The following is a 26,818-nucleotide window of genomic DNA, read 5'->3' on the forward strand; positions in this document are numbered from 1 at the left end:
GGTCCTCGACCCGGTCGGTGCCCTGGTCGACGACGAAGATCTCGTCGACGACCTCGAGCACGTCGCTCGCCTCGCCCATCGCGGCCAGCGGAGTGCGGCCGCCGGTGGGCAGCGTCTCGAGGCGGCGCGCCCCGGCCTCGACGGAGGAGGTCGGCGGCAGCGCCAGCTCGGCGGACGTGCCGCGGAAGGTGATCAGACCGACCTTGTCGCGGCGCTGGTAGGCGTCGAGGAGGAGGCTGAGCACGGCGCCCTTGACGGCGCGCATCCGCTGCCGGGCGGCCATCGAGCCGCTCGCGTCCACGACGAACAGCACCAGGTTGCCCTCCCGGCCCTCCCGGACCCGCTCGCGCAGGTCGCCGGAGCGGACGACGAGCCCGGGACCGGAGCGGCCGCGGGCGCGCTGGTGCGGGGCCGCCGCGAGGAGGGTCGCGGTCAGGTGGACCGAGCGCGTGCCCGGCCGCGCGCCGGTCGTCCGGCCGTACGGCGTCCGGGCCCGCGAGCGGCGGCCCGGCGCGCCCTCGCCGAGGCCGGGCACGGTGAAGACCCGCGTCCGGTACACCGCGTCGGCGGGCGCCGGCTCCGGGGAGTCCCCCCGGGCGCGCTTCCCCGAGCCCTCGCCGGACTCCTCGCCGGAAAGGGCCTGCTCGATGTCGACCGGCGCCCCGTCTCCCGGCCCGGCCGGGTCGCCGGAACCGTCCGGTCCGCCGCCGGGACCGTCGTCCGGTCCGGGGTCGTCGGGGTCGGGGTCCTCCGGGTCCGTCCCCGAGTCCGGCTTCGCGTCCGTCTCCGGGGCCGGTTTCGGGTCCGGCCCGGTGCTCTGCTCGGGGACGAGGTCGGGCGCCGTGTCCTCGCCGAATCCGGGGTCCGGCGGCTCCGGAGAGTCGTAGCCGCCGGTGTTCTCCAGGACTTCGTCGAGCCTGTCCTCGTCGAGGCCGGGCGCGTCGAAGGGGTCGCGGCGCCGCCGGTGCGGCAGGGCGAGACGGGCGGCGACGCGCACGTCGTCCGCGGTGACGACCGTACGGTCGTGCCAGGCGGCGAGGGCCATCGCGGCGCGCGCCATCACGATGTCGGCCCGCAGCCCGTCCACCTCGAACGCCGCGCACACGGCCGTGATCTGCCGCAGCGCGCCGTCGGGCAGGACGACCTCGGGCAGCCGGACGCGGGCCTGCTCGATCCGCCAGGCCAGCTCGGTCTCGGCGCGCACCCAGTCGGCCGCGAACGCCGCCGGGTCGGCCTCGTACGCCAGGCGGCGGCGCACGACCTCGGCCCGCTCCTCCGGGTCGCGGGTGGCGGCCACCTCCACCGTCAGGCCGAACCGGTCGAGCAGCTGCGGCCGCAGCTCGCCCTCTTCGGGGTTCATCGTGCCGACGAGCAGGAACCGTGAGGCGTGCCGGACGGAGACGCCCTCACGCTCGACGTAGGAGTGGCCCATCGCGGCCGCGTCGAGGAGCAGGTCGACGAGGTGGTCGTGCAGCAGGTTGACCTCGTCGACGTACAGCACGCCGCGGTGCGCGGCGGCCAGCAGGCCGGGCTGGTAGGCCTGGACGCCCTCGGTGAGGGCGCGTTCGAGGTCGAGCGAGCCGGTCAGGCGGTCCTCGGCGGCACCGATCGGCAGCTCCACGAGCCGCGCGGGCCGCACCTGCCCGCCCGCCCCGTCGCCGTGGGGCCCGTCGGGGCATCGCGGGTCGGGCGCGGCGGGGTCGCAGGAGAACCGGCAGTCCGTCACCACCGCGACCTCCGGCAGCAGCGCGGCGAGCGCCCGCACGATGGTGGACTTCGCGGTGCCCTTCTCGCCCCGGACCAGCACTCCGCCGACGGCCGGGGAGACCGCGTTGATCAGGAGGGCGAGCTTGAGGTCCGCCATCCCGGTGACGGCGGAGAACGGATAGGTGTTCACCCGGTGGTCGTCCTTTCCTCGGGTTAACGCGCCCGTAGGTGGCCTGGCAAGCGGCGGCCGGAGTCTCCTGGCTCCCGGATCGCCGCCCGCCCTCGGCCTTCCGGCTCACGCCGTGGCCAACACCCGAGGAAGGACTTCCCGGTCACAGTTGCGCGACAGCCCCGGACTCGCACCGGGTTCCTCCGCGTATCGCCGGAGGACAGCATGACATATCGGGCCTGACACACGACACCGCAGGTACGGCCGCCGTCCGTGATCCGGCGCACGGGATGACAGGGCCACCGCGACCGGGCGTACGGCGGGTGCACGCTATCGCGGGGCGGCCGGCCGCTGCCGGGAGAGCGGCGATCTGCTTCAATAGAACCTGTTCTACTTTCTGGCCGGGAGGGGTGCGGATGAGGCTCGGCATCAACGTCGGCTACTGGCAACGGGTTCCGGAGGACGCCACCGAGACGGTGCTGGCCGCCGAGCGGCTCGGCTACGAGTTCGTCTACACCGCCGAGGCGTACGGCTCGGACGCCTTCACCACGCTCACCTGGTACGCCGCGCGGACCTCGCGCATCAAGCTGGGCACCGCGGTGGCCCAGATGTCCGCCCGCACGCCCGCCGCCACCGCCATGCACGCCCTGACGCTCGACGCGCTGTCCGGCGGCCGGCTCACCCTCGGCATCGGCGCGTCCGGCCCGCAGGTCGTGGAGGGCTGGTACGGCGCGCCGTTCGCCCGGCCGCTGGAGCGCACCCGCGAGTACGTCCGGATCCTGCGGGACGTGTGGCGGCGCGCCGAGCCGGTCACCTCCGCCGGCCCGCACTACCCGTTGCCGCTGCCGGCCTCCGCGTACGCGCCGGGCCGCGTGACCGGCCTCGGCAAGCCGCTCAAGTCGATCGTCCACCCGGTGCGCCCGGACATCCCGGTCTATCTCGGCGCGGAGGGCCCCAAGAACATCGCCCTCGCCACCGAGATCGCCAACGGCTGGCTGCCCCTCTTCGTCGACCCTGCGCAGATCGAGGCGGTCTTCGGCGCCTCGCTGGCCGGCCGCCGCGAAGGCTTCGACATCGCCGCCACCGTGACGACGATCGTGACCGACGACCTGGCCGCCGCGTTGGAGTTCGCCAAGATCCCGCTGGCCTTCTACATCGGCGGCATGGGGGCCAGGGACCGCAACTTCCACCTGGACCTGATCGGCCGCCTCGGGTACGCCGAGGAGGCCGCGCGGGTGCAGGAGCTGTTCCTGGCGGGCCGGCGCGACGAGGCGGTCAAGGCGGTGCCGGACGAGCTGGCCGACTCGATCTCCCTCCTCGGCCCGATCGGGCGCATCAGGGAGCGGCTCCGGCTCTGGCAGGACTCCCCCGTGACCACGCTCCTCATCGCCGGCGTCAAGGACGAGCCGACCCTCAAGGCGATCCGCGACCTCGTACAGCCCTGACCGACCACCGGCCCGCCCGGCGGCTGCCGACGGGCGGCCCCTCGGGTCGACCGGCGGCGCACAGGCCCGCCGGCGCCACCCGGCGGCCCGCCGGGCCGAGCCGGGCGCGGGAGTCCGTCAGCTCCAGGCGCGGGACAGCATCCACGTGCCGGTCGCCTGGTCGTGGCGCAGTTCGTACACCCCGACCGTCCGGTCCGGGGTCGCCTCGACGCGCCAGAACTCGCGCTCGCCGCCTTCCGGGGCCTCGGGGTGGCGTTCGTGCCACCAGTCGCGGGTGGTGACCCAGCGGTCCAGCACCCGCAGCACCGTGTAGAGCCGGCCGCGCCAGACGAAGCGGGAGGGCCTGCCGTCGGTGAGCCAGACCTCGACGGGGTCGCCGTACACCCGGCTCATCGCCCGCGGCCCGGCGCGTCCGTACGCCTCTCGGGTCCATCGCTCGCTCCGCCCACGCGGGCCGCCCACCTCTCGGATCGGTGACAAGGAGTGAGCCTGGGGGAAGGCAGGCGATAGATTCGAACACATGTTCGACTCGACAGTCAAGGCCCGGCGGCGTCCGCGCGGCGGCGTCAGCGGCGTCAGCGGCCGAGGGTCCGCGCGATCAGCTCGGCGGCGCGGGCGGGGTCGTCGGCGTCGGCCTGGCCGCCGCCGGCCCACAGGAAGGACCACCGGATCCGGGACATCGGCATGGCGACCACCAGCAGTGCGCGCCCACCGGACGGGTCCACCACGCGCAGCATCAGGTCCTCGGTCAGGAGCCCTTGCAGGCCGCGCGCCTCGACTTCGCGGGCGAGCGCCTCCAGGTGGCGGCGCCGCGGCCCGGCCCCGGGTCCCGAAGTGGCGGCCATGGGATGCCACCCCTCTCGCGCTCTGGACGATACGGCAGGAAGGGGTACGCCCTAGGGCGTTAACCAGGTAAGGTGCCTATCCGGTGGCAAAAGGTGCCCAGATGGCAACGGTGAGTGACCTTCCCTGTCAGGATGTCCTGCCCCCGTTTTACGTGCAAGTATTTTCGGACCAATAGATCAGACGGATTCGGCATCACCCGTGCACAGTTCAACGGCCCCGGCGCGGCCCGGGCGAGGGTTTCGGCCCCAGCCACCGCCGCCCACCACCGGTCCCCATTCTCCTCGCAATACGCGCAGGACGCTCGCCATGGAGGTGCCCCATGACCGATGGCCGTAGCCCCACCGTCCGCCGCCGCCGGCTGGGCATGGAACTGCGCAGGCTCCGGGAGGCCGCGGGCCTCATGATCGAAGACGTCGCGAAGCACCTGGAGTGCTCCATGTCGCGCGTCAGCCGCATCGAGACCGGCAAGTCCGTGGCCCGCATCCGCGACGTACGCGACATGCTGGACCTGTACGGCCTGCCCGAGGGCTCGCAGCGCGACCAGCTCCTCGGCCTGGCCAAGGACGCCCAGCAGCGCGGCTGGTGGACCGAGTACGAGGCGGTCCTGTCCGCGTCGGCGGGCCTGGACACCTACATCGGCCTGGAGGCCTCGGCGGCGTCGATTCGAACGTTCCAGACCCATCTGGTGCCCGGTCTGCTGCAGACCGAGGAGTACGCCCGCGCGTTGATCAAGGCGGGCCGGCCCGGTGAGACGCCGGAGAACGTCGACCGGCGCATCGCCCTGCGCACCCGCCGCCAGGCCATGCTGCGCGAGTCCGGCTCGCTGGAGCTGTGGGCCGTGCTCGACGAGGCGGTGCTGCGGCGGCCGATCGGCGGGGTGCCCGTGATGCGGTCCCAGCTGATGCGGCTGCTCGAGGTCGGCGAACTGCCGGGCGTCACCATCCAGGTGCTGCCCTTCGCCCGTGGCGCCCACCCCGGCGTCGACGGCGCCTTCACGATCATCGGCTTCCCGGACCCCACCGACCTGGACGTCGTCTACATCGACTGCCCCGCCGGGAACATCTTCCTCGAAAAGGAGAAAGACGTCCGCCGTCACACGACCTGGTTCGACCATCTGCGGGCCGCCGCGTTGCCACCCGACGAGTCAGCCGAGTTCATCACGGCGGCGGCGGACGAGTTCAAGAATGCGTCCCCGTACCCGCGGGGGTGATTCACGCACCAGGAAGGAGACCAGGGGATGAGTGGCCACCCCGATCTCATAGACGTCGGCTGGCGGAAGAGCAGCCGTAGCTCCAACAACGCCGACTGCGTCGAGGTCGCCGTACTCGGCGACGCCTCCGACGACTGAGCCGGCACGATCCGAAGACGGCCGCGGGAGTCCCGCTCCCGCGGCCCCGCGGCCCGGCGAGGGCCGACGGCGGTCGGCGGACGTCGAGGCGACGGGGTTAGGGTCGCACCATCCGTGTCGCGCAAAGGAGCCCGCATGCTGCCCTGGTCGGCCGACCTCGCCGGACGCATCGACGAGCACGAGTTCACCAGCGAACTGCTGAACGACAACCCCCTCGGCGACCCGCACCGGCGGCCGCTGTGGGTGTACGTCCCGCCGGGGTACGACGACGAGCCCGACCGCCGCTACCCCTCCGTCTACGTGATCCAGGGCTACACCGGGTACCTGCCGATGTGGCGCAACCGCACGCCCTGGCGACAGCCCTTCCCCGAGCTGGCCGACCAGGTCTTCGCCCGCGGCGAGGCCCCGCCCGTCATCGTGGTCTACGTCGACGCCTGGACGGCGCTGGGCGGCAGCCAGTACCTCGACTCCCCCGCCACCGGGCGGTACCACTCCTACCTGTGCGACGAGATCGTGCCGTGGGTGGACGCGCACTACCGGACGCTGCCCGACCGCGACCACCGCGGGATCAGCGGCAAGTCCAGCGGCGGCTACGGCGCGATGATCACACCGATGCTGCGGCCCGACCTGTTCGGCGCGCTCGCCACCCACGCCGGCGACGCGCTCTTCGAGGTCTGCTACCGCCCGGCCTTCCCCACGCTCGCCCGCCTGCTGCGCGACTCCTTCGACGGCTCGATCGAGAAGTTCCTCGCCGACTTCCGCGGCCATCTCGCGGGCACCAAGGAGACCGACTTCCCGCTCATCGAGATCTACGGCTACTCGTCGGCGTACTCCGCCGACGAGGACGGTACCGTCCACCTGCCGTTCGACGACACCGGCGCCGTCGTCCCCGAGGTCTGGGAGCGCTGGCTGGAGCGCGACCCGGTCCTGATGCCGCGGCGTCCGGAGTACGCCGAGGCGCTGCGCTCGATGCGGGCCGTCTGGATCGACGCGGGCACCAAGGACGAGTACCACCTCGACCTGGGCGCCCAGGCCTTCCGCCGCGCCGTCGAGACCGCCGGTGTGAAGGACGACGCCGTGCACTTCGAGCTGTTCGAGGCGGGCCACGGCGCGATCGAGTACCGCTACCCCCTGTCCCTGGCCTGGCTCGCCGAGCGCCTCACCCCCTGACGCCTGTCACCCAGCCGCCCCGGCGAAGATGTCGGCGGCGGTGACGGCGAGGATGTCGGGAGTCGTATGGGTGATGGACTCGCGAGCACAGATCGCATAGCGCAGATCGTCGCGGTCGGTGGTGAGGGACGCGGCCTTCTCGAAGAGCCGGGCCCGGAGCCGCGCCGCGTTCGCCGTCTTCGCCCATTTGGACTCCCCCACGAGCACCGGGATCCGGGTACGCTGCGGCTCCGCCAGGGCTACGGCGTCGATCTGGTCCTGACCGCCGGTTCGCCACCACGGGCCGACGGCGACGATGTTCGGGCCGAGGGATCCTGCTCGAGCCAACCGCCGGAGATGTTCCCGGAATGCCTCCTCGTAGGCCGCACCCATGAGGTCGTCGAGCCCGTTGACCAGGGCGGGCAGGATCGACTCTCCGAGGTCGAGTTCGATCTCGCCGCGGTACCGCATCAGGGGGCCGAGGTAGAAGGCCAGGAAGTTGTCGCAGATCCGGTAGATCCGGCGCCGCGAACGCTCATCGTCCGTCACGGGCATCACACGCTCGACGAGCCGAAGCTCGATCAGCCTGTCGAGCACCCGCGTCGGGTTGATGCCCACCGCGTCCTGAATCTCACTGAACTTCGTTCTGCCCTTGGCGATCGCGCGGAGCACGGCGGCGGAATGCTCTCCCTCGCCGACCTCGGTGGCGAGGATCAGCCTGCCCTCGGACAGCAGACGTGCTCCCGGCTGACAGGCGAGTTCCAGAAGATTCTCTCCGATGGGGCGGTGCTGGTCCCACCAGGACAGATAGAGCGGCATCCCGCCGAGTAGGCCATAGACGAAGGCGCGTTCGGTGGCGGGCAGGTCGCGCAGCATCACGGCGGCCTCGTGAGGACGGAATGAATGGACCGGCAGCACGAGGTCGAAGCGGCCGTACAGCGGAGCTCTCGTCTCCTGAATCGAGAACATCGTCCGGACCGCTGAGCCGCACAGCAGGATTCGGAGCTTCGTCCGGCCCTGAGCGTGGTCCCAGAAGGCCCGGAGAATGCCGGGCAGAGCTGGAGATCCGATGATCAGCTCTGGGAATTCGTCGAGTACGAGCAGCACCGGTTCGTCTTGGGCCAACCGGGCGAGATGGTCGAGGGCGTCATGCCAGTCGACATAGGGGTTCGAGCGGAGGTCTCGGAGGTCATCCGGGAATGCCTCCGCCACCCGACGAGACATCCCGGCCAACTCCTCCTGCGGGGACTCCCCGCCTCCCGTGTGGAACACGACGCGCCGGTCGTGGGCGAACCGCCGAAGGAGAGCGGTCTTGCCGACCCTCCGTCGACCCCAGACCAAGGCGAAACGCTCGGATCGAGCCCACCAGCTCTCCAGTCGGGCCAGCTCACGCTCACGATTGACGAAGTGCACACAGCTAACGTACATGAGACGTAACATGCAGGCGACGTATGTTACGTCTTGTGCACGTAGGCATCTCCATCGCCGGAGCACCTCATGGGTTACGGGACGCGGTACCGGGGCGGCGATGGCGCCATTCATCCACGGTCGCCCGAAGAGGGTGCCGTCGCGCCGCGCTCGGCCGGGACGGCCTCCTACATGAGGCCCTTCGCTCTGCGACGGTCACCCCTGTCGGAGACTCATCGGCTCGCTCAGGATCCATTCTCGCGGGCGCGGACCCGGCCTGTCACCGGTCTCGAGGATGATCTTCGCGGTGGTCGGCAGGTCGTAGCGTTCCATGCGACATCCGCTTTCAATAGGAAGGATGAGCATGCGGGACGGCGACACGGCCGCCGAGGACCGAGAGTCCACGACCTCGCCGGTGGACCCGGCGCTGGCGGCGGATCTCATCGCGATGACCGATGAGGACCGGCGACTGCAGGGAGACGCGAGCGCCGGTGGACCGGCGTACGAGGAATGGGCGAAGGACGTCACCGCTCAGCTGGCGTACCGCCGGGTCACCACGCGGAACGCCGACCGCCTCGACCAGATCATGGACGAGCACGGATGGCCGACCATCGGCCTGGTCGGCGCGGAGGCGGCACGGCGCGCGTGGCTGATCGCCCAGCACGCGGACCGGCGACTGGGCGTGCAGCGGCGCGCCGTCCGCCTCATGGCGAACGCCGCGGCGATCGGCGAGGCGGACGCGGCGATGCTGGCCATGCTCCGCGACCGGGTGCTGGTGAACGAGGGACGCGAGCAGATCTACGGCACCCAGGTCGCCGGCGTCGTGGACGGCGCTCCCGTCCTGTGGCCCTGCGCGGACCCGGCCAGCGTGAACGAGCGGCGGGCCGAGGTGGGTCTGGACCCGCTGGCGGCCCCGGTCCTCGGGGTCCGCGAATAGGACGCCGATGCGGCGCGGCCGTCAGGTCTCGGGGAGGCTCGCGCGGAACAGGGTGCCGGATCCGGTGACCTCGATCGGGCCGCCGCGGTGCTCGGCGAACGCGGCCCGTCCCCGGGTCAGCTCCGTCGCGTCGCCGTCGCGGCGGAGTTCGACCCGGCCCTCGATGCACAGCAGGAGCTGCGGACCGCCGGCGGGCAGCACGGCGCCGGCCGCGGCGTCGACGCGGGACAGCCGGAACTCCGGCGCGGGCGTCGGGTAGACCTCCTCGCCCGCCGCGCGGACGGGGTCCAGGACGTCCGGCCGTCCGGGGTCGAACGAGGCGACGTCCAGCAGCTCCGGCACGTCGACGTGCTTGGGCGTCAGACCCGCCCGCAGCACGTTGTCCGAGGCCGCCATGAGCTCCACGGCCGTCCCGGACAGGTAGGCGTGCGGCACGCGCGGCGGGACGTACATCGCCTGCCCCGGCGCGAGCCGCACCTCGTTCAGCAGCATCGCGAGGACGACCCCCGTGTCCCCGGGGTAGCGCTCGGCGAGCGAGGCGTACGGCTCGCCGGCGACGGCGGCCGCCTCGGGCACGACCCGGTCCGCGTCCGGCCGGGTGAGCACCGCGCGCACGGCCGCGCGCACGTCCCCGGCCGCGAGCAGGTCGGCGACGGGGCGCAGCGCCGGGACCTTGCCGAGCAGTTCGGCGCTCTCGACCGGGTCGCGCAGCCCGCACAGGGCGTGCACGTCGGTCAGCGCGCACAGCAGCTCCGGCTTGGGCCAGTCGTCCTTGTAGTTGCGCGCCGGGTCGCCGGGCGGGGTCCGCTCGGCGGCGTACCCGCGTTCGGCCTGCTCCCGGTCCGGGTGGACCTGCAGGGACAGCGGCGCGGCGATCGCCAGGACCTTCAGCAGGAACGGCAGCCGCGGCCCGAAGCGGGCGAGCGCGGCGGGCCCGAGCGCGCCCTCCGGGTCGGCGGCGATGTACTCCTCCAGGGAGGCGCCGGCCGGCAGGCGCGACGGCGCGGCGGGATGCGCCCCGATCCACAGCTCGGCCTGCGGCCGCTCGGTGGGCGACGGCCGGCCGAGCAGGTCGGCGAGGACGGTGTGCGACCCCCAGGCGTACTCCTGGACGGGGTTCTCCAGCACGTGCATCGTCAGACCAGCTCCGGGTCGTGGGCGAGGGCGGCGGCGCCGAGCAGCCCGGCCTCCCCGCCGAGTTCGGAGGGGACGACGGTGACACGGCGGACGAAGGCGAGACCGGCGTAGTCGTGCAGCGCGCGGACGAGCGGTGGTTCCAGGACGTCCCAGGATCGGGAGACACCGCCGCCGATGACGACGCGGTCGAGGTCGCACAACGCGGCGGCGGACGCGATCCCGGCGGCCAGCCCACGGCACGCGCGCTCGAACGCCGCCAGCGCGACCGGGTCACCGGCGCGGGCGTCGGCCGCGAGGGCGGCGCCGTCGGGAGCCGGATGGGTCCAGCCGTTGCCGAGCGCCCAGCGCACCATCGCGGGACCGGAGGTCAGCGTCTCGACGCAGCCCCGGGACCCGCACGGGCACGGCTCGCCGCCGAGGTCGACCACGGTGTGCCCGATGTGCCCCGCGTTGCCGGTCGGCCCGGCGTACACCCGCCCGTCGAGGACCAGCCCGCCGCCGACGCCGGTCGAGACGACCATCCCCAGCATGGCCCGGCTGCCGCGGCCGGCGCCGTGCCGGTACTCCGCGACCGCGCCGGCCACCGCGTCGTTCGCCAGCGTGACGGGCGGGCCGCCGAGCAGGGCGGCGAGCCGGTCGCGCACGGGGAAGCCCCGCCACGACGGGATGTTCACCGGGCTGACCGTGCCCGCGACGGCGTCCAGCGGCCCGGCGCAGCCGATCCCCGCCGCGGTGACGGTCGCACCGCCCATGGCCTCGCCGACGACGGCGGCCAGGGCGGCCCAGATCGTCTCGGTGTCCCCGGCCGGGGTCGGGCGGATGGCGCGCCCGCGCAGCCGGCCGTCCGGCTCGACGAGCGCGGCGGCGAGCTTGGTGCCGCCGATGTCGACGGCGAGGACGGCGGGCACGGGCGGTCCGCCCGGGACCGCCCCTGTCGTGTCCGCGGCGGTCGCGGGAACGACGCCGGTCAATTTCGCAGCTCCAGCACGCGCACACCATACGGCCCCAGCGTGATCTCTTCATCTCCGGCACCGCCGTTGTCGCCCGTGAGCGGACGCACGGCGAGTTCGGTGGCCGCCTGGCCGACCAGGACGGCGAACCGCGTCCCGTCGGCGCGGACCAGGACGTCGGCCGACACGCGCGGGTCCTCGACCCGCACGGGCCGGCGCACGCCGGCCAGCTCCGCCAGCGCGTCGTAGATCCGGTACGTCGGCTCGGGGTTCACCCGGGGCGTGACGGCCGCCATGTGCTCCAGCGGGTAGACGCACAGCACGATCCACCCGTCGCCGCAGCGCCGGCGCAGCAGCGCGGGCCGGCCGTGGCCGTCGACCGCGACGACCTCCGCCGTCGTCGGCCGGACCGGCAGGTAGGCGCGGCTGTGCTCGGTCCCCCCGGCGCGGAACGCCAGGGTGGCGCCCTCCTTGAGCGGGCCCAGGCCGGCGGTGAGGGTGAGCTCGACGACGTCGTCCTCGATCGGGTCGGTCAGCCCGTAGGTCAGCCGGTGCTCCACGCCGAACATGGCGTTCAGGTGGGAGTACCACGGCCCACGCTGGCGGCCGTGCGGTCCCGCCGAGTAGGAGACGTACACGACGGCGCCGCCGCGCGCCAGCTCCTCGAGGCGGCGCCAGCCGGGCGCGGTGAGCTGCTTGGCCGACGGCACGAGGTAGAGCCGGGCGTCGCCGGCGATGCCGTCGGACTCTCGGGTGAGGCCGGGCGCCAGGTCGGCCGCGCGGGCGGCGACGTACGCCTGCCGGAGGGTGTCGAAGACGTACGTCCGGTCGTCGGGCTCGGTGAACGGGAAGGCGCCCTCCAGCACCTCCGGCACCACCAGGGCGGTGTCGGTGTCCGCCCGCGCGCAGGACGCCAGGTCGAGCCTGGTGAGCGTGGCGGCGAAGTCCCGCATCTCCCGCAGGACCGGCTTCGGCGTGCCGTCGGCGGTCGTCAGGCCGAAGTGCAGCTCGAACGGGTGGTGCCGGTACGGCGGCTGGTCGGGCAGGTCGAAGTCGGTGTTGTTCCAGGCGATCCAGCCGGTCGCCCCGGCCAGCAGGCTGTTGTACAGGAGCTGCCGGTAGTAGTGCGCGGCGTTGTCGTCGGCGACGAAGTCGGACGAGCAGCCGAACTCCTCCAGCACGACCGGCCGCCCGAACGACCCCGCCAGCTCGCAGACGAACGCCGCGCCGTAGTGCTGCCGGACCAGGTCGTCCTCCATCCGGTAGACGTGCGGGCCCACGAAGTCGGTGAGCGCGGCGAGCGCGCGGACGGAGAACCCGTTGTCGACGCCGGTGACCTCGACGCCCCAGGCGCCGTCGCCGATGGAGACCGGTTCCCGCGCCCCGGCGGCGCGGACGGCCTGCACCATGAGCTGCGCCCAGCTCGTCACCCGGTCGGCCGGTGCGGTCCCGCCGTAGATGGGCATCTCGTTGGTGATCAGCCAGCCGGCGATCGCGGGATGGCCGGTGAACCGCCGGGTGAGCCGTTCGGCGAACCAGGCCTGCCGGGCCACCATCCACACGTCCGCGTACAGGTCCCGGCCCTGCCGCCAGGCGGGGTCCCAGTTCTCCCCCGACATGTGGCCGACGATGAAGGTCGGGATCGTCCGCATCCCCCGCTCGGCGTGCGCCTCGAGGAAGTCGGCGTACCGCTCGACGAGGGTCGCGTCGACGCGGTCCGGCTCGGGCATGAAGTCGGGCCAGTAGAAGAACGACCGGGTGACGTTCAGGCCGTGTTCGGACAGGACGCGCAGCTCGTCGCGGACGATCCCGGGGTCGTACGACCGCCACATCAGCGGGCCGCCGGTCCGGGACCAGTAGTTCGCGCCGAGCCACGCCGGGCCGGGCAGCTTGCGGAAGTCGCGTCGCATTGAGGACCTTTCCGGCTCGAGGCCTTTCGGTGGTCAGGACTTGACGGCGCCCGCGGTGAGCCCGTGGACGAGGAAGCGCTGCAGGGCGAGGAACCCGACCACCACGGGCAGGCTGATGACCAGCGAGGCGGCCATCACCTGGTTCCAGTAGACGTTCGCCTGGGTGGCGTAGCCGCGCAGGCCGACGGCCAGCGTCCGGGTGGAGTCGTCGGTCAGCACCGAGGCGAACAGCACCTCCCCCCAGGCCGTCATGAACGCGTAGATCGCCACCGCGACCACGCCGGGCGCGGCCACCGGCAGCACCACCCGCAGCAGCGTCCGCAGCGGACCGGCGCCGTCGACGCGCGCCGCCTCGTCGAGCTCGCGCGGGATGGTGTCGAAGTACCCCGCGATCAGCCAGATGGAGAACGGCAGCGCGAACGTCAGGTACGTGACGGTCAGGCCGGTCCGGCTGCCGTACAGCCGGACGCCGGTGTACTTCTCGACGTTGACGAAGATCAGGAAGAGCGGCAGCAGGAACAGGATGCCGGGGAACATCTGGGTCGACAGCACGGCGGTCAGGAAGGTGCCGCGCCCGGCGAAGCGGTACCGGCTGACGGCGTACCCGGCGAGGATCGCGATCGCCACCGAGAGCACGGTCGCCGAGATCGAGACGATGAGGCTGTTCACGAAGTAGCGGCCGAGCGGCACCGTGCGCCACATGTCGACGAACGGCCGGACCGTCACGTGCGACGGCAGCCAGGTGAACCGGCCCTGCACGTCCTTCAGCGGCTTGATCGACGAGACCGCCATGACGTACAGCGGCAGCACGGTGAACAGCGCCAGCAGGCCGAGGGCGACCGGCCGCGCCCAGCGCAGCGTACGGGACTCACGCATGGCGGCTCCTCAGCCGTCCGACTCCGAGGTATCCGAGCGTGACCACCATCAGGAACAGCAGGAGCAGCACGGACATCGCCGAGCCGAGCCCGAAGTTCCAGGTGATGAAGGACGCGTTGTAGATGTGGATCGAGATCATGTCGGCGGCCGACGGCGGCTGGTCGAACAGGATGTAGGCGACGTTGAAATCGTTGAACGTCCACAGGAACAGCACGAGGAGCAGGACCCGGTTGACCGGTCGCAGCAGCGGCAGCGTCACCCGCCGGAAGACGCGCAGCGAGCCGGCGCCGTCGATGGCCGCCGCCTCGTACAGTTCGCCGGGGATGCCCTGCAGTCCCGCCGTGACGGTGAGGAACGCGAACGGCCACATCCGCCAGACCGCGATGACCACCACGGCGGCGAAGCTGCGGTCGCCGAGCAGCCAGAACGGGTGGCCGTGCGCGAGCCTCAGCTCGTCGGACAGCAGGGCGTTCACCATGCCGGTGTCCCGCTGGAACATGAACCGCCAGGTGATGACCGCGGTGAAGACCGGCAGCGCGTACGGGACGAGGAACAGCGTCCGCAGCGCCGCCCGCCCTCGGAAGGGACGCTGCAGCAGCACGGCGGCGACGATCCCGAACAGCCACGAGAAGCCGACGACCACGGCCGTGATCGCCACGGTGACGAGGAACGACTGCAGCAGGTCCTTGCCCACGGGCCCGCGCGCGTTCACCGCGATCCGGTAGTTGGCCAGCCCGCCGTACGGCGCCTGCGTCCAGTTGCGGATGAAGAACTGGGTGAGGTGCAGCAGGCTCATCCACGCCCCGACCAGCATCGGGACGATGTGGATGACCAGTTCGGCGAGGAGGGCGGGCAGCAGCAGGAGGTACGGCAGCACCTTGACGCGGCGCCGGGGACGGGGCGAGGGCCGCCCGGAGGCGCGGGCGGGCGCGCTCCCGGGGGCCGAAACTGTCCGGGCCACCCGTCAGCCGCCCGCCTGCATCTTCTTGTCGGCGTCGGCGAGCTTGGCCCGGATCGTCGCGTCGTCCACGGGGCGGCCCGCGGCGGCGTCGGCGATCAGGCCCTTGACGGCGTTGCCGACGAGGGTCTCGAACTGGGCCTCCTGCGGGATCATCGGGAGGGTCTCGGCGGAGTTCGCCAGCACGGCGCGGAACGTGCGGGTCGCGGGCGTCTGGAACCTCGGATCGTCGTACGCCTGCGGGACCACCGGCAGGCTCCCCCACGCCGCGTTGAGGATCTTCTGCTCCTCCGGGCTGGTCAGGAACTCGACGAACCTGAGCGCGCCGTCCTTGTTCCCGGAGTTCTTGAACACGCCGACGTTGATGCCCGCGACGTGGCTGGTGACCCGGCGGCCGCCCTGCGGCAGCGGATCGGGCAGCGGGATCGGCGTGACGCCGTAGTCGGACTGTTTCATGCCGTTCTCGGCGACCCCGGCGGTGGCGAAGCTCTGGATCATCATCATGCCGAACCGGCCGGCCACGAAGTCCTTGAGGACCTGGTCGTCGTTGAGGTACTCCGCGTCGGCCGGGTCGACCACCTTGTCGGTGCCCAGCAGGTCCAGGTACTGCCGGACGCCGGCCACCATCGCCGGGGAGGCGAATCCCGGCTGCCCGCCCTGGAAGAGCCGGGCGCCGTACTGCGCGCCGAACATGAAGGCGAAGTGCGCGGCCTCGGTGTAGCTCGCGCCCTCGATGCCGACGCCGTACCGCTTCTTCGCCGGGTCGGTGAGCTTCTTCGCGTCGGTGACGAGCTCCTGCCAGGTCCGCGGCGGCTGCTTGAGCCCCGCGTCCGCGAAGAGCTTCTTGTTGTAGAACAGGCCGTACGCCAGGCCGTACAGCGGGACGAACGCCGGTGGCCTCCCGGCGGCCCCCGTCGACGTGAGCGTGGAGGGGATGAAGCGGCCCCGGCCGCCGACCTTGGCGATGGTCGCGTCGTCGAACGCCTGGAACGCCCCGGTGGCCTGCAGCGAGGCGGACCAGGTGTTGCCGACGTTCAGGACGTCGGGGCCCTTCCCGCTGGAGGTCGCGGCGAGGATGCGGTTGAGCAGGTCGGGCCAGCCGATCACCTCCAGCTTGACCTTGATCCCGGTCCGCTGCTCGAACTTCTTCAGCTCCGGGCCGAGCACCCGCTGGTCCTGCTGGATGGAGCGGCCCTGGTTGCTGGCCCAGTAGGTCAGCGTCTTCGGGGAGGACTTGTCACCGCCGCCGCCTCCACAACCGGCGCCGGCCATGACCATGAGGGCGCCCGTGACGAGCGCCGTGATTCGGCGTGCCTTCACTTGTGAACTCCCATCGGCCGTCAGGAGTGGCATCCGGTCGAGCGCAGACCGGCCGAAGACCGGGTACGGCCCGGCCCCGGTGTTTCTCCGGCGACTTTGGAAATCCGTTCCACTGATAGGAAAACTAAACCGGTTTTGCGTCAACCGTCCCCGAGGGGGCGGGCCCGGTGCTGCCCCGCGGGGTCAGGACCGGCATGGCGTGGCGGCCGCTTTCGACCGGCCGCCCGGCGACCAGGTCGAGCAGGCGGCGCGCCACCTCCGCGCCGTAGGAGGAGATGTCGAGCCCGACCGCGGTCAGCGGCGGGTGGACCAGCCGGCAGAGCACCGAGTCGTCCCAGGCGACGACGGACAGCCGGCCGGGCACCGGCACCCCCATCTCGGCGGCGACGGCCAGTCCGGCCAGGGCCATCACGTCGTTGTCGTACACGATGGCGGTCGGCGGGGCGGGCGCGGCGAGCAGCCGGCGCGTGGCGCGCGCCCCCTCCTCGCCGGTGTAGTCGGTGGCCGCCTCGGTCGTCGTCACGCCCAGCGCGCCGGCCGCGGCCGCGAACGCGGCGCCGCGCGCGGCGGTGTGCCGCAGCTCCGGCGGCCCGGCGACCCGGGCGATCCGCCGGTGGCCGAGCGCCGCGAGGTACTCCACCACGGACCGTACGGCCTCGGCCTCGTCGTTCCAGACGCCGGGAAGGGCGCCGCACCCCTCCGGTCCCCCGATGACGACCGCGGGCAGCCCCAGCTCGGCCAGCAGCCCGACCCGCTCGTCCTCCAGCCGCAGGTCGACGAGGAACACCCCGTCCACGCGGCGCTCGGCCCACCACCGGCGGTAGGTCGCCGGCTGGGCCCCGCGGTCCTCGACCATCTGCAGCAGGAGCGCGACGTCACGCGCGGCCAGCTCGCTCTCGATGCCGGCGATGAGCTGCACGAAGAACGGCTCGATCCCCAGCGTCCGCGCCGGCCGGTCCACCACCAGGCCGAGCACGCCCGCCCGGCCGCCGGACAGGGCGCGGGCCGCGCGGCTCGGCTGCCATCCCATCTCCCGGGCGATGGCCAGGATGCGGTCGCGCGTCGCCGCGGACACACCGGGCCGGTCGTTCAGCGCGAACGAGACAGTGCTCTTGGTGACGCCCGCCCGGCGTGCGATATCGGCGATCGTCGGACGCTTCATCCTCACCTCTTGCCAAACCGGTTTTGTACGCCACTCGAGATTATCCGAAAGGCCGTTGACATGACTTTGACCGACGACTTAACGTGCTGTCGCCGATGGCATCCGGTCGAGCGCAGACCGTCCTCCTCCGCCACCGTCCCGCACCGGGCCGTGACCGGCGCGGTCGTTCGCCCGGCACGGGCGCCGGCGTCGGATGACGTCCCAGACCCGGGCCGGCACCCTTCAGTGATCACGTTTTACCAGGTCAGAGCGCTTTTTCATCTTCCCTGGCCTCAATCTGGAGGCGTAGTATCCAGGTCATGCGGATGAGCGAAGGTGTCGAGTGGGCACTCCACTGCTGCCTGACCCTGGGGTGGCTCGGAAGCGACCGGCCGGTGCCGACGGCGAAGCTCGCCGCGACCTTCGAACTGCCGCCGGCCTATCTGAACAAGCACCTGCAGGCGCTGACCCGCGCGGGCGTCCTGGCCTCGAGCCCGGGGGCCCGCGGCGGGTTCCGGCTGGCCCGGCCCGCCGAAAAGATCACTCTCCTCGACGTCGTCACGGCGATCGAGGGGCGCGACGGCGCGTTCCGCTGCACCGAGATCCGGCGGCGGGGAGCCGGCGCCGGCAGAGATCCGCAGGAGTTCGCGCGGCAGTGTGTGATCACCACCGGGATACGCAGGGCGGAGATGGCATGGCGGCGGGAGCTGGCCGCTCAGACGCTCGCCGACATGATGGCCAGAGCCCCCGCCGCGGCGGTCGAGAGAACCCGGACCTGGTATGCGAGGGCTGAGACCGCCGCGACGCCGAGACGCCGGCGGACGCCGAGCAGAACAACCTGAATGTCACCTTCCTCCCGTCCCCACGACCCGACATCTCCGGCCGTCCCTCGTCGAAGTCGAGCAGGTGCATCAGTGCTGAATCGCAACGTTCCTCAACCGAGCCGCCGAGACAGGATGATCGTGGCATTCGCGGCCGCCTTCGTCGTGACGCTTCTCGGTGTGGACCTGGCCTCGCCGAGCCATATCCGGCTGAGCGACATGCTCTTCGTGGAGCCCATCGTCGTGGCCTGGTTCTGCGGGCCGCTGACCACCGGGATCAACTGGATCCTGGCCACAGGGGCCTTCGCCATGATCATGTTGGCCAAGGGCGTGCTGAGTCATCTGACGGAGCTGGCCGCACTGCTCATGGTGGCCGCCTTCACCACGGCCATGTGCTACCTGCGGGACCGCCGTCTCCAGGAGCTGCGTCAGGTCGGGACGGTCGCCGAGGTCGCGCAGCAGGCCGTGCTCCGCCCTCTGCCGCAGCAGGCGGGCCCGTTGCGGCTGTCCGCGCTCTATCTCGCCGCGGAGGACGAGGCACAGATCGGCGGTGATCTGTACGCGGTCACGCGAACGCAGGACAGGACGCGCCTCATCATCGGGGACGTCCGGGGGAAGGGACTGGCCGCCGTCAACGACGCCGCAGCGCTCATCGGCGCCTTCCGCGGGGCCGCCGCACAGCGGGGAGACCTCTCCGAACTCGCGGACTTCCTGGAGGGCAGCGTTCGTTCGCAGATCGCCGACCCGGCGCAACCGAAGATGTCCGGGGAGTCCTTCATCACCGCGATGCTCATCGAGATCCCCGACGAGGAGCCCGTTCTCCGGTTGGTCGACTTCGGGCATCCCCCGCCGCTGCGCCTGCACGAGAAGGCGTTCGCGGCGCTCGAAGTCGATGAGCCCGCGCCTCCGCTGGGCCTGAGCGGACTGGCGGAGTCCTCCCATGAGGTCGAGACGTTCGCCTTCGACGTCGGCGACATCCTCCTGCTCCACACCGACGGTGTCATCGAGGCCCGCGATTCCTCGGGGCGCTTCTTCCCCCTCGCCGAACGGCTCGACGACTGGATCGAGGATCGTCCCGGCACGCTCGTCCGCCACCTCCACGCGGAGCTTCTCGCCTACGTCGGCGGGCGTCTCCGCGACGACGCGGCCATCCTCACCGTCGAACGCGCCGGCCGGTGAGACCGCCGGACGGCCGCCTCCGGGGATCCGGGCCGTGGCACCCTGGGGACATGCGTGTGCGGTGCGTCGGAGCGATCGTCCATGACGCCGAGGGGCGGCTCCTGCTCATCCGCCGCGGGCACCCGCCCGGCGAGGGCATGTGGTCGCTCCCGGGCGGCCGGGCCGAGGCGGGCGAGAGCGACGCCGACGCCGTCGTCCGCGAGGTCGCCGAGGAGACCGGGCTGCGGGTCGTCCCGGGACCGCTGGTCGGCTCGGTCGACCGCGCCGGCCCCGGCGGCGTCACCTACGACATCCGCGACTACCGGGCCACCGTCGACGGCGGCGTCCTGCGCGCCGGTGACGACGCCCGCGACGCCCGCTGGGTGGACGCCGAGGAACTGGCCGCCCTGCCGACCACCGCCGGTCTGATCGAGACCCTCGCCGCCTGGGACTCCCTCCCCCGCCCCGCCCGAGCCTGACCCCCGAATCGACGCGCGCCGGCACTTTCGGTCAGGCGGGTGAGCGTTCGGGGCGCAGCACCACCGGGAGCGTGCGATGGCCGTTGGAGATGAACGACGGCAGGTGTTCCAACTCGCTCGGGTCGACCGCCAAAGCGAGGTCGGGGAAGCGGTCGAAGAGGGCCGGGATGGCGATCTCGGCCTCCATCCGGGCGAGCGGGGCGCCGAGGCAGTAGTGCGCGCCGTGGCCGAAGGAGAGGTGCTCCTTGTCGGGACGGGTCACGTCGAACCGTTCGGGGTCCGCGGGGTGCGTACCGGGGTCCCGGCCGGCGGCGGCGTACGAGGCGAGGATCGCGTCGCCACGGACGATCGTGACGTCACCGACCTGGATGTCCTCCACGGCGTAGCGCAGCGGCAGGTTCGCGACCGGCGCCTGCCAGCGCAGCGCCTCATCGATGACGTCCGCCCAGGCGACGTCTCCCTTGCGGGCGAGGGCGAGTTGGCCGGGATGGGTCAGCAGCGCGGTGACGGCGTGGTCGAGGAGGTTGACGGTGGTCTCGTGCCCGGCGGAGATCATCAACATGAGCGTGCCGACGAGCTCGTCCTCGGTCAGCCGCGAGCCGTCCTCGTCCCGGGTGGTGATGAGGGCGCTGGTGAGGTCGTCGCCGGGGGCCCGGCGCTTGGCGGCGACGAGCTCGGCGAGCACGGCCCAGATGTCCTGGTGGGCGGCCTGGGCCTGTTCCGCGGTCGCGGACGTGGTGAAGATGACGTCGACGTCGCCCCGGATGCGCGCCCGCGGTTCGTCGGGGACGCCCATGAGCCGGCAGATCACCTCGATGGGCAGCGGGTAGGCGAACGCCTCGCGCAGGTCGGCCCGGCCGTCGGGAAGGGCGGCGAGCCGGTCGAGGATGTCCGCGGTGATCTCCTCGACGCTCGGCCTGAGCGCGGCGGTACGGCGCGGGGTGAACGCGTGGGAGATGATGCCGCGCAGCCTCCGGTGGTCGGCGCCGTAGGCGGTGAACATGTTCTCCACCGCGACCCAGATGTAGAGCGGCCAGTCAGGCGTGATCTCGCCGTTCTTCCAGCGTGTCCAGTGCCGGCGCGGGTCCTTGGAGACGCGCGGGTCGGCCAGCAGTCGTTTGAGGGCGTCGTGGCCGGTCACCGCCCACGCCACCACCCCGCCGGGCAGCTCGACGGGCGTCACCGCGCCGCGTTGCCGCAGCCGCGCGGCCTCGGCGTGAAGGTCCGTGCCGGCGGGATCGAGGACGTACGGGCACGAGCGGTCTTCCATCGCGTGGCTCCTGACGATGCGGTCGGATCGGCGCCGGCCACGACTATAAGTCAGGAACGCGGTAAATGCGGCCCTGTTTCGGCATCGCCCCGTCCTGCGGCTACGGAGGAGAGTCACCCCCTCCGGAGGGCCGGCGGCGTTCGCGGTGGAGCGCGACGCCCGTGATGACCAGCGCGACACCGGCGGCATCCGCCGGCGACGGGACCTGGCGCAGCACCAGCAACCCGATGACGGTGGCCGTCGCGGGCAGCAGCGCGACGAGCAGGGCGTACGTCGCCCGCGTCATCCGCGCCATGGCGAGCTGGTCGCAGACGTACGGAATCACCGAGGAGCTGATCCCGACCCCGATCCCCGCGCCGAGCGCGACCGGATCGGCGAACGCCGGGCCGGCCTGCCACGCGCCGAGCGGCAGGACGCACGCGGCGGCGACGAGCATCGCCGCCGCCAGACCGTCGATGCCGCTCGGGAAGCGCCACGCCGCCCGATGCGCGATCACGATGTAGCCCGCGAAGAGCGCCGCGTTGGCGAACGCGAAGAGGAAGCCCAGTGGCTGGCCGGACAGCCGTACGTCGGTGAGCACGTACACCCCGCCGACGGCGGCGGCCAGGGCGGCGAGGTTTCGCGCGGTCCGCGCGCCGAGTGCGGCCAGCGCGATGACGGGGAGGAATTCGATCGCCGCGACCGTGCCCAGCGGCAGCCGGGCGATGGCCAGGTAGAAACAGGCGTTCATCACCGCGAGGACGAGACCCCACGCGAGGAGCAGACGGCGCCCCGCTCGTTCCAGGACACGCCAGGGCCGGCGCCAGACCGCGAACACGAGCGCGGCGCTCCAGATCCGCAGCCCCGCGACGCCGAGCGGCCCGACCCGCGCGAACAGCAGCACCGCGAACGATGGCCCGAGGTAGTGGAAGACCGCGCTCCCGGCGAAGTACGACCAGGCCGGGACCGCGGCGCGGTGCCCGCCGCGTACGGAGCCGGGAGAAGAGGCCGTGTCACCGGCCGGGCCGGAGTCGAGGGACATGGTCGTATCGTCGGCCGACTCGTACGCTGGCGGGATGGCGAACCGGAGGCCCCGGCCCGAGCGGGCCTATGAAGCCAAGGAGCTTGATCGGACCGACCTTCGAATCCTCACCGAGCTCCAGGCCGACGGCCGGTTGAGCATCGCCGAGCTGGGCCGCAGGGTCAGCCTCTCGGCGCCCGCGGTGGCCGACCGGGTGCAGCGGCTGGAGGCGACCGGGGCGATCACCGGCTACCGTGCCGAAGTCGACCCGCGCGCCCTCGGCTTCCCCGTCACGGTCATGGTCCGGATCAACCCGGCCGTCCGGGAGCTGCCGCGGATCGCCAAGATAGCCGAGGAGATCCCGGAGATCGTCGAGTGCCACCGGATCACCGGCGACGACTGCTTCTACTTCACCGCGCACCTGCGCTCCGTCGAGCACCTCGAGCCGATCCTCGACCGGTTCGCGCCGTACGGGCGGACCACGACGTCTCTCGTCCACGCCGCCGTCGTCCCCCGGCGCGCGCTTCCGCTGGACCCCGCCGCCACGCCGGAACCGGCCGGCGACGGCTGACCGGTGGGCGGTCAGGTATGGCCGATCACCCGATGGGGCCGGTAGGCCGCCTCCAGCCGTGCCGTCTCCTTCTCGCTCAGCGTCACGTCGACGGCCGCCACCGCGTCGTCGACGTGACCGGCCCTGGTCGCGCCGACGATCGGAGCGGTCACGCCGGGCCTGCCGAGCAGCCAGGCGAGCGCCACCGTCGCCGGCGGCAGGCCGCGCTCGGCCGCGACCTCCCGCACGGCGTCGACCACGTCGAAGTCGCCGTCCTCGTAGTTGGCCTCGGCGAGCGGGTCGTTCCCGGCGCGGACGGTCCGCCGGGCGCCGTCCCGGTCCCGGCCACCGGCGAGCAGGCCGCGGGCGAGGGGACTGTACGGCAGCACGGCCACGCCCTGATCGCGGCAGAGCGGGATCATCTCCCGCTCCTCCTCCCGGTAGACCAGGTTGTAGTGGTTCTGCATCGACACGAAGCGCCTGGGTGCGACGTGCTGCGCCTTGGCGAACCGCCACGCGTACATGCTGGAGGCGCCGATGTACCGCGCCTTTCCCGCGCGTACGACGTCGTCCAGCGCCGCCATGGTCTCCTCGATCGGCGTCTCGTCGTCCCACCGGTGGATCTGGTAGAGGTCGACGTGGTCGGTGCCCAGCCTCGCCAGCGACGCGTCGATGGCGGCCATGATGTGGGCCCGCGACAGGCCGCCGTCGTTCGGTCCGGGCCCCATCGGGAAGTACACCTTGGTGGCGAGCACGTAGTCCGTACGGCGTGGAAAGAGCCGGGCGAGCAGCCGCCCGGTCACCACCTCGCTCGCACCCCGGTCGTACATGTCCGCGGTGTCGAAGAACGTCACCCCCGCCTCGACCGCCCGCCGCACGATCGGCTCGGCGCCCTCCTCGTCCAGGTGCCACCGGCGCCGGGAGCGATCCCCGAAGCTCATCATGCCGAGGCAGATCCGCGACACCTTCAACCCGCAGGAGCCCAACCGCACGTACTCCACAGCGCACCTCGCATCCGACCGGCCCCACGCCGGCGACGAGAAGATCGTCCGCGTATGCGGACGCCTACCGGAATGCCGAAACCCAGGCCGGCCGCGCTCGGCACCTGCGATTCGACGGCACTCGCCGGACGCCGCCGGATGACCAGCGCGTCCGCACGCGGCGGACCCGCGATCCGCGCCCACGAGCGGAGAGCTTCGTGGCGGGCGGGCACAGGGCTCGGTGAACGCATCGGATCCCGACCGTTTCGGGGTGTTCGGTCCGCTGCCGGTGTGCGCTTCACCGAGCTTTTCGCACGCCGCAGCGCGGGCGGCGGCGAGCGGAGGTCACACCTCCCGGCACTCGACGACCTTGGCGAACATCGGCGTCTCCATGACGCGCGGCCGGACCCAGAGGCCGATCCCCACCAGCACGAGGCTGAACAGGAACGGGATGCGCCAGCCCCAGTTCTTGAACGCGTCCCCGCTCGCGGTGGCCAGCGAGGACATCGCGACCGTGCCGAGGATGAGGCCGATCGGCACGCCGATCTGCGGCCGGCTCGCCATCGGGCCGCGTCGGCGCTGGTCGCCCCATTCCATCGAGAGCAGCACCGAGCCGCTCCATGTTCTCAGTTACGCGGGACGGCTGCCCGGCCGCCGGACGACCGGAAACCGGCTATATGTAGCGAAAACCACTGAGCGCCGCGAGAGGCCCAGAGGGCTCCTCGCGGCGCTCGGCGCGGACGCGGGCCGGTTCAGATGTGCATCGCGGCGCCCTCGACCTTGCGCCCCGCCCGGACGAGGAGGCTCAGCAGGGCGGCGACGAACGCCATCACCGCGCTGACGATGAAGGCCAGGTGCATGCCGTCGATGAACGACAGGTGGCTGGCCTTGACGATCAGCTCGGCGATCTGCGGCTGGGTGTTCTTCGGGACCGGCGCGACGCCTTGGGAGATGGCGCCCTTCATCAGGTCGACCTGGGCCGGGGTCGGCGCCGGCAGCCCCGCGTCCTTCATGTGGCCCGGCAGGACCCCGGCCACCTTGGCGGTCAGGACGGCGCCCAGCACGGAGGTGCCGAGCGCGCCGCCGACCTGCATGGCGACCTGCTGCAGGCCGCCCGCGACACCCGACAGGGCGACGGGGGCGTTGCCGACGATGATGTCGGTGGCCGCGACCATCACCGGGCTCAGGCCGACGCCGATCAGCGCGAACCAGGGCGCCATGGCCATGAAGCTCGCGTCCACCCCGAGGCGCGACATGCCGATGAACGCCACGGCGGTGAACACCATGCCGGCGACCAGGGGCGCGCGCGGCCCCACCTTGGAGATCACCCCGCCGGCGATCGGGGAGGCCAGCATCATGGCGAGCATCATGGGCAGGAGCCGTACGCCGGTGGACACGGGCGTCAGGCCGTGCACGCTCTGCAGGTAGAAGGTCAGGAAGAACATCGCGCCGAACATGGCGAACGCCATGAGCGTCATCAGGACGACGCCCACCGACAGCGACACGGAGCGGAACAGCGTGAGCGGGAGCAACGGCTCCCGGGCCAGGTGCTCGCGCACCACGAAGAGGACCAGCAGGACCACCGCGGCGCCGAAGAACGCCAGCGTCTTCAAATCGGTCCAGCCGTAGGTCGGCGCCTTGATGACGGCCCAGATCAGGGCGAACAGCATCCCGGACAGCAGGAGGATGCCGGTGATGTCGAAGCCGCCGGACTTGGCCTCGCCGCGGGCGTTCAGCAGGAACAGACCGCCGACGATCAGGGCCACGACGCCGACCGGGACGTTGATGAAGAAGACCGACTCCCAGTTGACGTGCTGGACCAGCAGGCCGCCCACGATCGGGCCGGACGCCGTGGACGCCGCGATGCAGGCGCCCCACAGGCCGATCGCCATGTTGAGGCGCTCGGCCGGGAACGCCGCGCGCAGCAGGCCGAGCGCGGTCGGCTGGAGCATCGCGCCGAACAGGCCCTGGAGGACCCGCAGGGCGATCACCATCCCGATCGTCTTGGAGAAGCCGATCCCCGCGGAGGACAGCGCGAAGCCGGCGACGCCGATCAGGAAGACCGGCTTGTGGCCGAACCGGTCACCGAGCTTGCCGGCGGTGATCAGCGAGACGGCGAGGGCGAGGAGGTAACCGTTGGTCACCCACTGCAGGTCCGCCAGTGACGCCCCGAGGTCCTTGGAGATCGCCGGGTTGGCGATCGCGACCACCGTGCCGTCGAGGGTCACCATGATGACGCCGAGCGCCACCGCGACGAGCGTCAGCCAGGGATTTCCCACTCCCCGGCGCTGAGGACCCGCTCCCGCGGGCAGGCGTTCCTGGACCGCCGGCTGCGACATCTCACTCCCCCTTGTACAAGTGGCCGATGGCACCCCAAAGTTATGGCAGCTACTGACAGATGACAAATCATTTTAAGAGTCACACGCTGTCTTATGGCACACTCTGAAACAAGACGTGAGCTGGAGGTGACATGGTGGAAACTTCGGGTGTGGACACCACCGGCTTGCGGGAGCGCAAGAAACAGCGGACACGCTGGGCGTTGACCGACGCGGCGCTGGACCTGTTCCTTGCCAAGGGATACGAGGCGACGACGATCGACGAGATCGTCGCGGCGGTCGATGTGTCGCAACGCACATTCTTCCGATACTTCGCCGGCAAGGAGGACGTCGCTCTGTCGATCCTCCGGGAGTACGACCAGGTCTTCCTCGCGACCCTGAACGACCGGCCCGGCGACGAGCCGCCGATCACGGCGCTGGCCGCCGCGATCCACCACGTCCTCGGCTCCGTGCGGTCCGCCGACGAGGAGCACACGGACCGGTTCGCCAAGATCCGCGACCTGGTCGAGCGCAGTCCCGCGCTCGCGGTGGCGCAGTTGCGCTACTTCAGCGAGATGGAGCAGCAGCTCGCCGCGATCCTCGCCCGGCGGATGGACGTGGACGTCGCGACCGACCTGCGCCCGACGCTGATCGCCGCGACCTTTCTCACCGTCATCCGGATCGGGTTCGACGGATGCGCGCGCGACGGGCTGTTCCAGCCGGACGAGGTCGCCACGCGCATCGAGGAGGTCTTCGCCGTCGCCGCCGAGACGCTCCCCCACGCCTGGTCCGCCGGCTGACCGCGCCGCGATGGACGGCCGCCCGCCCCGCCGGCTGACCGCGCCCGCGATGAGCGGCCGTCCGCGATGAGCGGCCGTCCGCGATGAGCGGCCCGGCGCGGCACCACCCAGGACACGATGCTGCGCGCCTTCGAGAAGACCCTGC

Annotated in this window: 26 protein-coding genes and 1 riboswitch; of the genes, 10 read left to right on the forward strand and 16 right to left on the reverse strand. The window is 72.1% G+C overall.

Features of this window, described 5'->3' with window-relative positions; all coding sequences use genetic code 11:
• Window positions 1-1,864, reverse strand: a 1,864-nt coding sequence (locus tag AB0K82_RS41365) for a VWA domain-containing protein (protein ID WP_364408319.1), incomplete at its 3' end; no start/stop codon positions are given.
• Window positions 1,865-1,957: 93 nt separating this feature from the next.
• Window positions 1,958-2,080, reverse strand: a riboswitch (cobalamin riboswitch).
• Between the two features lie 212 nt (window positions 2,081-2,292).
• Between AB0K82_RS41365 and AB0K82_RS41370 the strand changes: the two genes are divergently transcribed.
• Window positions 2,293-3,321 (forward strand): LLM class F420-dependent oxidoreductase, encoded by a 1,029-nt coding sequence (locus AB0K82_RS41370; RefSeq protein WP_364408250.1) that lies wholly within the window; start codon window positions 2,293-2,295, stop codon window positions 3,319-3,321.
• Window positions 3,322-3,438: 117 nt separating this feature from the next.
• On the opposite strand, the gene AB0K82_RS41375 is transcribed toward AB0K82_RS41370, so the two are convergent.
• Together AB0K82_RS41375 and AB0K82_RS41380 are read right to left on the reverse strand one after the other, a co-directional pair.
• Complete coding sequence (locus AB0K82_RS41375; RefSeq protein WP_364408253.1) at window positions 3,439-3,801, reverse strand: DUF6504 family protein; 363 nt, start codon at window positions 3,799-3,801, stop codon at window positions 3,439-3,441.
• Window positions 3,802-3,896: 95 nt separating this feature from the next.
• Window positions 3,897-4,166, reverse strand: coding sequence for a hypothetical protein (locus tag AB0K82_RS41380; RefSeq protein ID WP_364408256.1), 270 nt, complete (start codon window positions 4,164-4,166; stop codon window positions 3,897-3,899).
• A gap of 320 nt (window positions 4,167-4,486) precedes the next feature.
• On the opposite strand from AB0K82_RS41380, the gene AB0K82_RS41385 reads away from it, so the two are divergent.
• The 3 genes from AB0K82_RS41385 to AB0K82_RS41395 all read left to right on the forward strand — a co-directional run bounded on the left by AB0K82_RS41385 (window position 4,487) and on the right by AB0K82_RS41395 (window position 6,685).
• Entirely contained in the window at window positions 4,487-5,377 is an 891-nt protein-coding gene (locus tag AB0K82_RS41385; RefSeq protein ID WP_364408259.1) for a helix-turn-helix transcriptional regulator, read from the forward strand.
• A gap of 27 nt (window positions 5,378-5,404) precedes the next feature.
• Window positions 5,405-5,515, forward strand: a complete 111-nt coding sequence (locus AB0K82_RS41390) for a DUF397 domain-containing protein (RefSeq protein ID WP_345362809.1) — start codon at window positions 5,405-5,407, stop codon at window positions 5,513-5,515.
• A gap of 135 nt (window positions 5,516-5,650) precedes the next feature.
• On the forward strand, window positions 5,651-6,685 hold the full coding sequence (locus AB0K82_RS41395) for an alpha/beta hydrolase-fold protein (protein WP_364408262.1): 1,035 nt from the start codon (window positions 5,651-5,653) through the stop codon (window positions 6,683-6,685).
• Window positions 6,686-6,691: 6 nt separating this feature from the next.
• On the opposite strand, the gene AB0K82_RS41400 is transcribed toward AB0K82_RS41395, so the two are convergent.
• Window positions 6,692-8,077 carry an ATP-binding protein gene (locus AB0K82_RS41400; RefSeq protein ID WP_364408265.1) on the reverse strand — a complete coding sequence of 462 codons (1,386 nt, stop codon included), beginning with the start codon at window positions 8,075-8,077 and terminating at the stop codon, window positions 6,692-6,694.
• A 352-nt stretch (window positions 8,078-8,429) separates the two neighbouring features.
• On the opposite strand from AB0K82_RS41400, the gene AB0K82_RS41405 reads away from it, so the two are divergent.
• Window positions 8,430-9,008, forward strand: a complete 579-nt coding sequence (locus AB0K82_RS41405; protein WP_364408268.1) for a DUF6624 domain-containing protein — start codon at window positions 8,430-8,432, stop codon at window positions 9,006-9,008.
• A 21-nt stretch (window positions 9,009-9,029) separates the two neighbouring features.
• On the opposite strand, the gene manA is transcribed toward AB0K82_RS41405, so the two are convergent.
• The 7 genes from manA to AB0K82_RS41440 all read right to left on the reverse strand — a co-directional run bounded on the left by manA (window position 9,030) and on the right by AB0K82_RS41440 (window position 17,321).
• Window positions 9,030-10,142, reverse strand: coding sequence for a mannose-6-phosphate isomerase, class I (gene manA, locus AB0K82_RS41410; protein WP_364408271.1), 1,113 nt, complete (start codon window positions 10,140-10,142; stop codon window positions 9,030-9,032).
• Window positions 10,143-10,144: 2 nt separating this feature from the next.
• Window positions 10,145-11,116 carry an ROK family protein gene (locus tag AB0K82_RS41415; RefSeq protein ID WP_364408273.1) on the reverse strand — a complete coding sequence of 324 codons (972 nt, stop codon included), beginning with the start codon at window positions 11,114-11,116 and terminating at the stop codon, window positions 10,145-10,147.
• Window positions 11,113-13,005, reverse strand: a complete 1,893-nt coding sequence (locus tag AB0K82_RS41420; RefSeq protein WP_364408276.1) for a cellulase family glycosylhydrolase — start codon at window positions 13,003-13,005, stop codon at window positions 11,113-11,115. The genes AB0K82_RS41415 and AB0K82_RS41420 overlap by 4 nt, the downstream gene beginning before the upstream one ends.
• 33 nt (window positions 13,006-13,038) lie before the next feature.
• A complete protein-coding gene (locus AB0K82_RS41425) occupies window positions 13,039-13,881 on the reverse strand; it encodes a carbohydrate ABC transporter permease (RefSeq protein ID WP_364408279.1) in 843 nt (280 codons plus the stop codon).
• Window positions 13,874-14,842 (reverse strand): sugar ABC transporter permease, encoded by a 969-nt coding sequence (locus AB0K82_RS41430; RefSeq protein WP_364408282.1) that lies wholly within the window; start codon window positions 14,840-14,842, stop codon window positions 13,874-13,876. The genes AB0K82_RS41425 and AB0K82_RS41430 overlap by 8 nt, the downstream gene beginning before the upstream one ends.
• 3 nt (window positions 14,843-14,845) lie before the next feature.
• Window positions 14,846-16,159: a sugar ABC transporter substrate-binding protein gene (locus AB0K82_RS41435; protein WP_364408285.1), complete on the reverse strand. Its 1,314-nt coding sequence runs from the start codon at window positions 16,157-16,159 to the stop codon at window positions 14,846-14,848.
• A 124-nt stretch (window positions 16,160-16,283) separates the two neighbouring features.
• Entirely contained in the window at window positions 16,284-17,321 is a 1,038-nt protein-coding gene (locus tag AB0K82_RS41440) for a LacI family DNA-binding transcriptional regulator (protein WP_364408288.1), read from the reverse strand.
• A gap of 299 nt (window positions 17,322-17,620) precedes the next feature.
• Between AB0K82_RS41440 and AB0K82_RS41445 the strand changes: the two genes are divergently transcribed.
• From AB0K82_RS41445 to AB0K82_RS41455, 3 genes are all read left to right on the forward strand, one after another.
• Window positions 17,621-18,142, forward strand: coding sequence for an Rrf2 family transcriptional regulator (locus AB0K82_RS41445; protein ID WP_364408291.1), 522 nt, complete (start codon window positions 17,621-17,623; stop codon window positions 18,140-18,142).
• Between the two features lie 120 nt (window positions 18,143-18,262).
• On the forward strand, window positions 18,263-19,300 hold the full coding sequence (locus AB0K82_RS41450) for a PP2C family protein-serine/threonine phosphatase (protein WP_364408294.1): 1,038 nt from the start codon (window positions 18,263-18,265) through the stop codon (window positions 19,298-19,300).
• Between the two features lie 50 nt (window positions 19,301-19,350).
• The gene (locus tag AB0K82_RS41455) at window positions 19,351-19,758 is read left to right on the forward strand and encodes an NUDIX domain-containing protein (protein ID WP_364408297.1); all 408 of its coding nucleotides are present in this window, start codon (window positions 19,351-19,353) and stop codon (window positions 19,756-19,758) included.
• Window positions 19,759-19,789: 31 nt separating this feature from the next.
• Here AB0K82_RS41455 and AB0K82_RS41460 read toward each other — a convergent pair whose 3' ends face one another.
• Window positions 19,790-21,028 carry a cytochrome P450 gene (locus AB0K82_RS41460; RefSeq protein WP_364408300.1) on the reverse strand — a complete coding sequence of 413 codons (1,239 nt, stop codon included), beginning with the start codon at window positions 21,026-21,028 and terminating at the stop codon, window positions 19,790-19,792.
• A gap of 100 nt (window positions 21,029-21,128) precedes the next feature.
• The gene (locus AB0K82_RS41465) at window positions 21,129-22,049 is read right to left on the reverse strand and encodes an EamA family transporter (RefSeq protein WP_364408301.1); all 921 of its coding nucleotides are present in this window, start codon (window positions 22,047-22,049) and stop codon (window positions 21,129-21,131) included.
• 34 nt (window positions 22,050-22,083) lie between these two features.
• Here AB0K82_RS41465 and AB0K82_RS41470 point away from each other — a divergent pair, with 34 nt between their 5' ends.
• Window positions 22,084-22,599, forward strand: coding sequence for an Lrp/AsnC family transcriptional regulator (locus tag AB0K82_RS41470; protein WP_364408304.1), 516 nt, complete (start codon window positions 22,084-22,086; stop codon window positions 22,597-22,599).
• 11 nt (window positions 22,600-22,610) lie between these two features.
• Here AB0K82_RS41470 and AB0K82_RS41475 read toward each other — a convergent pair whose 3' ends face one another.
• From AB0K82_RS41475 to AB0K82_RS41485, 3 genes are all read right to left on the reverse strand, one after another.
• On the reverse strand, window positions 22,611-23,579 hold the full coding sequence (locus AB0K82_RS41475) for an aldo/keto reductase (protein ID WP_364408307.1): 969 nt from the start codon (window positions 23,577-23,579) through the stop codon (window positions 22,611-22,613).
• 324 nt (window positions 23,580-23,903) lie between these two features.
• Window positions 23,904-24,167 (reverse strand): MFS transporter, encoded by a 264-nt coding sequence (locus tag AB0K82_RS41480; RefSeq protein WP_364408310.1) that lies wholly within the window; start codon window positions 24,165-24,167, stop codon window positions 23,904-23,906.
• A 143-nt stretch (window positions 24,168-24,310) separates the two neighbouring features.
• Window positions 24,311-25,897: an MFS transporter gene (locus tag AB0K82_RS41485; RefSeq protein ID WP_364408313.1), complete on the reverse strand. Its 1,587-nt coding sequence runs from the start codon at window positions 25,895-25,897 to the stop codon at window positions 24,311-24,313.
• Between the two features lie 149 nt (window positions 25,898-26,046).
• On the opposite strand from AB0K82_RS41485, the gene AB0K82_RS41490 reads away from it, so the two are divergent.
• Window positions 26,047-26,673, forward strand: a complete 627-nt coding sequence (locus tag AB0K82_RS41490; RefSeq protein ID WP_364408316.1) for a TetR family transcriptional regulator — start codon at window positions 26,047-26,049, stop codon at window positions 26,671-26,673.
• Window positions 26,674-26,818: the final 145 nt, after the last annotated feature.

Origin of the sequence: Actinoallomurus sp. NPDC052274 (assembly GCF_040679475.1) — a bacterium.
Taxonomy (GTDB): Bacteria; Actinomycetota; Actinomycetes; order Streptosporangiales; family Streptosporangiaceae; genus Actinoallomurus; species Actinoallomurus liliacearum.